Raw genomic sequence first — 753 nt, forward strand, 5'->3', positions numbered from 1 at the left:
GTGCGTCCGCGTGCACGACGTCCCCCCGACGGTCGACGCCGTCCGGGTCGCGGGGGCCTGGACGGCGGCGCTGCGCGGACCGGGGCCCCGGACCGAGGGCGAGTCCGCGACACGCGGCCCGGTGGCGGACCCGCCCGGGCCGCCCCGGTGAGCGGCAGGAGCACGACGATGACGACGAGCGGACGGGAGCGACCGTGCACGAGGTGAGCGGCACGACGACCTGGGAGGCCACCGGGGGTGCCCTGCACGGCACCGGCACCGGCACCGGCGGGCCGGTCGAGGCCGGCGCGCCGGCCGAGCAGGCCGGGGCAGGCGCGGCGACGGACCGCATCCGGATCCGCGGCATCAGCGCGACGGGCCATCACGGCGTGTTCGAGCACGAGCGCCGCGACGGCCAGACCTTCGTCGCCGACGTCGTCCTGCACGTCGACACGCGTCCCGCCGCCCGCGCGGACGCGCTCGACCTCACCGTGGACTACGGAGCCGTCGCCACCGACGTCGCCGCGGTGCTCTCCGGCGACCCGGTCGACCTCATCGAGACGGTCGCCGAGCGGGTCGCCGCCGTGGTCCTCGAGCACGAGGGCGTGACCGCGGTCGACGTCGTCCTGCACAAGCCGCAGGCGCCCATCCCGGTGCCGTTCTCGGACGTCACGGTCGAGATCCACCGCGACCGCGCGCGTCCGCCCGTCGTCGGGCGGCGGGTCGGACGGCACGCCGCGGGGGAGCCCGACCTGGCCGGGCCGCCCGCGCCGG

Annotated in this window: 1 protein-coding gene; it reads left to right on the forward strand. The window is 78.5% G+C overall.

The window, feature by feature from the left end; genetic code table 11:
* Window positions 1–203: 203 nt before the first annotated feature.
* Window positions 204–753 (forward strand): dihydroneopterin aldolase (folB, locus tag N866_RS19200; RefSeq protein WP_245612674.1); only part of this gene is annotated, 550 nt, incomplete at its 3' end.

Source organism: Actinotalea ferrariae CF5-4, from assembly GCF_000603945.1.
Taxonomy (GTDB): Bacteria; Actinomycetota; Actinomycetes; order Actinomycetales; family Cellulomonadaceae; genus Actinotalea; species Actinotalea ferrariae.